Origin of the sequence: Paenibacillus ihuae, from assembly GCF_001368795.1 — a bacterium.
GTDB lineage: Bacteria > Bacillota > Bacilli > Paenibacillales > Paenibacillaceae > Paenibacillus_AQ > Paenibacillus_AQ ihuae.
On record NZ_LN831198.1, the window covers coordinates 2,777,752 to 2,785,263 of the forward strand.

Annotated in this window: 8 protein-coding genes; 1 reads left to right on the top strand and 7 read right to left on the bottom strand. The window is 49.7% G+C overall.

The window, feature by feature from the left end; all coding sequences use genetic code 11:
* On the top strand, nt 1–215 hold a 215-nt coding region (gene ymzB / locus AQR02_RS12615; RefSeq protein WP_483414277.1), incomplete at its 5' end, for a protein YmzB.
* A 38-nt stretch (nt 216–253) separates the two neighbouring features.
* Here the strand turns inward: ymzB and murB are convergent.
* The 7 genes from murB to AQR02_RS34160 form a co-directional block, all read right to left on the bottom strand.
* A complete protein-coding gene (murB, locus tag AQR02_RS12620; RefSeq protein WP_054940796.1) occupies nt 254–1,165 on the bottom strand; it encodes a UDP-N-acetylmuramate dehydrogenase in 912 nt (303 codons plus the stop codon).
* Between the two features lie 209 nt (nt 1,166–1,374).
* Complete coding sequence (locus AQR02_RS12625) at nt 1,375–2,193, bottom strand: (2Fe-2S)-binding protein (protein ID WP_054940797.1); 819 nt, start codon at nt 2,191–2,193, stop codon at nt 1,375–1,377.
* Between the two features lie 37 nt (nt 2,194–2,230).
* Nucleotides 2,231–3,037, bottom strand: coding sequence for an ABC transporter ATP-binding protein (locus AQR02_RS12630; RefSeq protein ID WP_054940798.1), 807 nt, complete (start codon nt 3,035–3,037; stop codon nt 2,231–2,233).
* Nucleotides 3,038–3,067: 30 nt separating this feature from the next.
* Nucleotides 3,068–4,102: a FecCD family ABC transporter permease gene (locus AQR02_RS12635; protein ID WP_054940799.1), complete on the bottom strand. Its 1,035-nt coding sequence runs from the start codon at nt 4,100–4,102 to the stop codon at nt 3,068–3,070.
* Entirely contained in the window at nt 4,102–5,160 is a 1,059-nt protein-coding gene (locus AQR02_RS12640) for a FecCD family ABC transporter permease (RefSeq protein ID WP_054940800.1), read from the bottom strand. Before AQR02_RS12640 ends, AQR02_RS12635 begins: the two co-directional genes overlap by 1 nt.
* Nucleotides 5,161–5,394: 234 nt before the next feature.
* On the bottom strand, nt 5,395–6,414 hold the full coding sequence (locus AQR02_RS12645) for an iron-hydroxamate ABC transporter substrate-binding protein (RefSeq protein WP_054940801.1): 1,020 nt from the start codon (nt 6,412–6,414) through the stop codon (nt 5,395–5,397).
* Between the two features lie 210 nt (nt 6,415–6,624).
* Nucleotides 6,625–7,512: amino acid permease (locus AQR02_RS34160; protein ID WP_245237372.1), on the bottom strand; the 888-nt coding region annotated here is incomplete at its 5' end.

Consider the following 7,512-nt stretch of genomic DNA (forward strand, 5'->3'; position numbering starts at 1 on the left):
ATTACCGGGATTCAGAGGATACCATTGATGATTATCTGGGTGACGCGCTGATCTTGAGAGGTTCGGGAAGCACCTTGAACGCTGATGGTGATCTTGTGCCGCTTCCGCAGCAAAGCTATGAAATCGCCGTAAGCGGTCTTAAGCTGTATAACATCGAAGCTGACAAAGTCGAGCTGCAGACGGACCGTGCCAAATACACCCTTGCTCTGAGTTAAGCGTAATAAATGGCCGCGGGAATTCCCCGCGGCCTGATTTATTCTTCTCCGATAATCTTCACTTCGGTCTCCAGCTCAACCCCGAATTTGTCTTTAACTGCAGCACGTACGTGCTGAATCAGCCCAATATAATCACTTGCGGTTGCATTATCCGCGTTCACAATAAATCCGGCATGCTTACGGGAAACCTCTGCACCGCCGATCCGGGTTCCCTGCAGACCGCTTTCCTGTATCAGCTGGCCGGCATAACGCCCGGGCGGCCGTTTGAAGACACTGCCGCATGAAGGATATTCGAGAGGCTGCTTTGACTCCCGCAAATGGGTAAGCTCATCCATTGATGCTTTGATCAGAGCCGGGTCCCCCTGCTTCAGGGCAAACCGCGCCTCCAGCACAATATATTCTCCACTGGCGAAGATGCTGTGCCGGTACCCCCATTCCAGATCATCTCCAGTCAAAGTGACCATATCACCTGATTGGTTAAGGGCAAGGGCACTCTCCAGTACATCCTTTACTTCTCCGCCATATGCTCCGGCGTTCATATACAGAGCTCCGCCTACTGTTCCGGGAATACCACATGCAAATTCCAGACCTGACAGCTGATGCTCGAGGGCATAATAAGAGACATCAATAATCTTAGCACCGCACTGGGCAACAAGAAGCTCTCCTTGAATTTCTATTTGGCTAAGCTCCGAGGTTTGAAGGACAATCCCCCTTATACCGCCATCACGGATAATGACATTCGAGCCGTTACCCAGAATGGTGAGCGGAATGTGATTCTCGCGTGCATATGTAACTATGGTTCGGATTTCCTCATACGAAACAGGCGCAGCCAGGATGTCCGCTTTGCCTCCTATTTGGGTAAACACATAAGATTTCAGCACTTCACCGCTTCTAACTACTCCACTCGGAAGCAGCTGCTGCAAATCTTCCTGAATTTTATTGATATTCATCGTTCATGCTCCTTTAACTACCTGAAAATGATGATCTACATATATCCGAAGGAAAAAGAATGGCATAATCTATCCAGAAGATAACGAGAACTCAGTGCCTAACTACGGCAACCACAACTGTAACAACGAACAGGCTCCCTTGTCAATGACCGGGAGCCTCGCTTGAAATTGTCCTATATAAATTATGCGGCAATTTCACAAAATATAATCTAAGCCTGCGCCGAAGCAGTGCTGTTACGGTATTCGGCTCTGCGTTTGGCCCGTTCTTCCTCTGTCAGCCGGGGGCAAGTATAGCAGTAGCTTCCCCCTTCAGTGCGGTAGTAAAGGCAGCAACGGTTGCGGATTTGGACCGTCGAAGCCGGATCGGCAAGTGCTTCCACCTTCCGTACTTTCACGTGAAACGGATTTCTCGCAAGCTGAAATACTGCAGCAGGCATTTCGTCCGTCAGATACCTGTAGTCAGCTTGTACGGTCTGTATGAGGCCGCTATTGCTGCCGGCTGCCAGCCTTTCAATATAGTAATTGAATTTGGTTGGCAGCTGTCCCCAAATCTCACCAAGACCAAGACCAGTGACATTAGATAATACACTCAGCAGAGGTGCTGCAGTTTCCTGATAGAATTGCGTTAACCTGCCGTTTCGCCAGGAAATCCGCTGTTCAGAATCCTCAGGGGCAGGACTGAAGGTCCATGTGTCCAAGGAAAAGGCTACCCGCCAATACCCTTCAGCAGGAATGAGGTGCACCGACAGGCTGGACAAGCTGACCTCTGGCATCGCGGAGTAAACAGAAATTGCGTACTGCACGGCAAGCGCCACGTTCCCGAATGATCCGGCGAAGTAAGACGCCGCTACTTTGTTATCCAGCCCCTTAATGATTGGCCGGTAGCACTCTATAAAAGCCCTCATGCCGTCTTCTCGGGTCAGCTCTTTGGCGGCAAAAGAATACATCACACCCTCTGGAACTTCGGGATGAAGATCAAATTTGCTGCCAAAATCTTTTATGAGTTCCTGCGTCTGTGCCTCGTCCATTGTAATTCCTCCTTTGTTCCCTGACCTTCAGCCGAATCTACAAACCAGCTGCCTTTGAGGCCGCAAGCTCATAAGGCAGGCACAAGGGCACGCCGGTACGCGGATCTGGAACAATGTCACATTCAATACCAAACACTTTGCGGAGAACATCGGGTGTCATAACCTCTGCCGGAGCCCCTTCACTGATTACCGTACCCGATTTAATCGCCACCATATGCTGTGCATAACGGGAGGCATGATTCAAATCATGCACCACCATGATGATCGTTCGGCCTTCTTCCTCGTTCAATTTCTGCAATAGCTGCAGGACTTCCAGCTGGTGAGCCATATCAAGGAAGGTAGTCGGTTCATCCAGGAACAGAATATCTGTCTGCTGGGCTAGGGCCATAGCTATCCAGGCCCGCTGGCGCTGGCCGCCGGAGAGACGGTCTATCGGGCGATCGTGGAACTCCTCCATCCCGGTCACTGTAATCGCGTTTGCGATAATACTGCGGTCCTCAGGCGTCATCGTTCCGAATCCTTTTTGGTGCGGATAGCGTCCATACCCAACCAGTTCGGATACGGTCAGTCCGTCAGGAGCTGTCGGATTCTGCGGCAGAATCGCCAACTGGCGGGCCACTTCTTTGGTGGACAGCGTGTGAATCGACTTTCCGTCCAGCATGACACTACCGCTCTTTGGCTTCATAATCCGTGCCATAGTTTTGAGGATGGTGGATTTTCCCGAGCCGTTAGCCCCTACCAGCGCCGTAATTTTTCCAGTCGGAAGCGACAGATTAAGGCCATTAACAATCGTAGCCTCTGCATACCCAATGCTTAGCTGTTCTGTGTTCAACCGTTCTGACATGATTTCCACTCCTTACGAATTTTTATTATTTCAGGCCTTCGATCTGGCTAATAAATATAAGAAATACGGTGCGCCGATGATCGCCACAACGATACCGGTTGGTATCTCCGCGGGCTGCAGAATCCACCGGGCGATGGTGTCAGCGGTAATTAACAGCAGAGCGCCCACTAACGCGCATGCCGGAAGCAGTACCTGATGCTTCGGACCAACCAGCCTGCGGGCCAGATGAGGTGCGATGAGACCCACGAATCCAATGCCGCCGCTAACGGCAACACAGGTACCTGACAGAATCACTGCGGAAGCCAGCAGCAGGATACGTTCCTTCTCCACCGGCAGCCCCAGCCCAGCCGAGGTCTGATCGCCGAGACTCAACAGATTAAGCACCCGGGACTTGTAGAAGGCAAATGGAACCAGAATAACAATCCATGGCAGAAGCGCAAGGACAAACCGCCAATCTCCGCCCCAGATTTTACCGGCCAGCCAGATCGACACGAATTGAAAATTCTGCGGGTCCAGCCTTAAGGATAGAATCAGCTGGAAAGCGTAGATACCAGCTCCTACTGCAATCCCAATCAGAATCATTCTGGTGGGTGATAAGCCGTCTTCGCGGCGGTAAGTCAAAACATAAATCAGTGCTGCAGTAAGCACAGCTCCCACCAGTGCCATCAACGGAAGTACGTAAATATGAGCAGCAGTTGTAGCCGGTACAAACGAGATAAAAATGATGACAGCAAATCCCGCACCAGCATTAATGCCCAGTGTGGAAGGCTCGGCCAGGGCATTGCGCGACAGACCTTGCAGAATGCAGCCTGATACAGCAAAGCCTGCGCCGACGAGTATTGAAATCACGATGCGCGGCAGTCGGAAATCAAACAGAATGAGCTTCTGCTGCTCAGTTCCGCCGCCAAGCAATGTATGTAAGACATCAAGCGGCGATAAGCGCATGAGTCCGGTATTCATGCTGATCACAAACATGACAATTATGAGTATAGCCAGCAGTGATATTATGGTGATATCTCGGCTGCGTCGCGGCTTCACTGCGGGAGAGGTCAGGAATCGGCTCATTACAGCTCCCCCTTCCGCTTGCTTGCCAAATATACAAAGAACGGTACGCCGATAACAGCAATTAATGCGCCAATCGGAGTTTCATAAGGAGCATTGATAAGTCTGGCCGCAATGTCGGCAAAAATTATCAGAAGGCTTCCCAGCACCGCCGAACAAGGCAGAATCCACCGGTAATCCACACCAATCAGATATCGTGTTATATGCGGTATGATCAGCCCGACAAAAGCGATAGGTCCTACTGTCGAAACAGCCGCCCCTGCCAGAATTACGACGACAATCATCCCGGTAAATTGTACTAGCCTTGTGCGCTGCCCCAGCCCAGCTGCTACATCCCGGCCCAGACTTAGCAGGGTGATTGACCTCGAGAGCATCATTGCAAGAGTAAGTGCCCCTGCAATCCATGGCGTTATGATTCTAAGCTGGGTCCAATTAGCCCCTCCAATGCCGCCAGCCATCCAGAAGGCAATGTCTTGGGAGAGATGAAACAGAATTGCAACCCCTTGGCTTATGGCAAGTAACAGCGCACTTACGGCTGCGCCGGCCAGGGTCAGCCGCAAAGGCGTCAGACCGCTGTGGGAAAGTGAGCCTATCCCGAATACCAGGATAGAAGCAGCTGCAGCACCGATGAAGCAATGCAACATGATGTAAAGAAAAGACGACGCAGGCGCAAAGGCAAAGGTTAATGCCAAAGCTGCGCTGGCACCGGCATTCAGACCAAGCAGACCGGAGTCTGCCAGCGGATTGCGGGTCATCCCTTGCATAATTGCTCCCGCCACGGCAAGACAGGCTCCTACTAAGGCGCCTGCCAGTGCGCGGGGAATCCGCAGCTCCCTGATAATCTGATGCTGCTGCAGATCCGGGTTAAACCTGAATACAGCTTCCAAGACCGTCGCCAGCTTAATATCTGCCGCACCTACCGAAACGGAAAGCGCCAGTCCGAAGAGCATTGCTGCAAGTCCGAAAAGTACAATAAAAGCTGCCGCAGCCGGTCTGGATTTCAGCGGCATCGCTCCATCCATCTTTGAAGATTTAGCTGTAGAATGTGTAGATGCGGCCATAAGTCTTCCCCTTAATGGATTAAATTCAAGTTATTGATGATAACGAATCTCATTTGATTGATACTGTATATCATTCTCATTATCGCAAATAAAAGAAACATGTACAAGACTCCACGGATCTCATGAAAAATTTGTTCTGTTTTTCACAATTTTGCTAAAAAAGATGCAGGCCTTATACCCGAAAGTATAAGAACCTGCACATTTCTCCGGCGGCTAAAGAAATATTCAGCTCACTTATTTTACAAGTGCGCTAAGTACATCATCAATCGTTTTGGAGTTAGCATAAGCACCGCTGTAGAGCCAGCTGCCGGATGAACTAAGCTCGGTAACATTTCCTGCCTTAACAGCAGGAATCCCCTTCCAGATGGGACCGTTCAAAATTTCTGATGCATCCGTTTTATCGCTGTTAACAAGGAAGATATGATCCGCAGTCAGTTCAGCCAATTTCTCAAGTGAGATAGGATTCCAGGTGGCTCTGGAGTCAGCGGGAATCTCTGTTACAAGGTTAGGAAGCTTCAAGCCAAGGTCGCCGTACAATACAGCGCCACTGCTGCGTGTTTCATCCACAATAAAGAAGCTCTTTTGCACCAGCCATAGAATGGCAACAGATTTATCACCAAATGATGCTGTAATTTTTTCCTTTGCGTCCGCAGCCTTCTGGTCGTATTCAGCAATCGCTTGTTCAGCCTCAGGAGTCTTATTCAGCAGCTCACCGATTGTCAGCAGCGTTTTGCGCCAGTCCTTGCTGATCTCATCGCCCAGTACATAGGTAGGTGCGATTTTGTTCAGCTGATCATATAAACCGTTCTGTACGCTGCCCTCAGACTGGACTATGTGGAAGTCCGGTGTGAAGCTGGTTACAGCCTCCAGCGGAAGATCGTAGCTGATCGTAGGCACATCTTTAAGCGCGTCGGACAAGTAATCCTGAATCCCGTTCGACACGGACCATTGTGCTACTGGTGTTACATCAAGTGTTACCAGATAGTCTTCCAGATAAGAACCAAGTACACGCTGTGGATTTGCCGGCACAGTTACTTTATGCCCCATAGCGTCGGTCACAGTCTTCTCTACAGCCGGAGCGGCGGTTTCTGTCGGTGCAGCGGTAGCCTCAGCCGTTGCAGCAGGTGCAGCACTTGAATTTGCCGCATTGCTGTTGTTGTTATTGCCGCAAGCGGACAAGAATACTGTCATTGTTAGGAGACCGGCCAAGGCCAGCTTCATACTCCCGGATTTCTTTTTATCAAACAAATACATTTAATACCCCTCCTGTATATATATCCATTTCGGTCAAAGGTTATTGGACTTCCTTCACCTTAACTCTTTAAATGATATTGATTCTCATTATCCATGTCAACATAATAATAATTTCCCTACCTGTATACTGAGAATCAGAACCGGATTAAATCAAAAAAAATGGCTGCATCCGTGAAATACGGAAACAGCCGTGTGCTTACAAGTACCTGTCTATTTGTGCAAATGATAAGGTACTGTCGCTACAACAATATCTTTTTGATTCATTAAATACGAGCGGATGAACAAACTGGTCTGGTTATGCAGAACCGCCTGCCACCAATGCTTAGTGATAAACTGTGGAATCAGTACTGTAATATGGTCCGTCGAGGCTGTCTTCCACTCCACCGTATCGATAAACTTCACTAACGGACGGATGATGCTGCGGTATCGGGAACGAAGGACAATCAGGCGCACGCCCGGATTCCATTCCTCCCACTTCAGCTCCATCTTATGAATCTCTTCTTCATCAAAACCTACATATACAGCGACCACATTATCGGTCAAAGACTTCGCATAGCTGATTGAATGCAGCACGGCTCGTGTAACACCCGCGACTGGGACCACTACCGTACTGCCCTTGATACACGGTTTATCTGTAGATAGACAAATGCGCAGCTGATCTGCCGTATTCAGATAATGGCCGTGAATGCGGTGGAATACGATCATAACAACCGGCAGGAAGATGAAAGCCATCCAGACACTTGAGAATTTCGTAATAATGAAAATCAGTGTAATCGTAAGGGTAGTAAGCATCCCCACCGTATTGACCGCGAATTTACCCTGCCAGCCCTTAGGCTTATCCTTGAACCAATGCACCATCATTCCCAGCTGGGATAAGGTGAACGGGATAAATACCCCTACCGCATAGAGCGGAATCAGGCTTTCTGTATTTCCGTGGAACGCAGCAACGAGCAATGCTGATAGCACACCGAGAAAAATAATACCATTAGAGAAGCCCAGTCGGTCTCCGCGGACCATAAAGGCATGGGGCAGATATTTGTCTTTGGCGAACATGAAGGCAAGCAGCGGGAATGCCGAGTATGCCGTATTTGCAGCCAG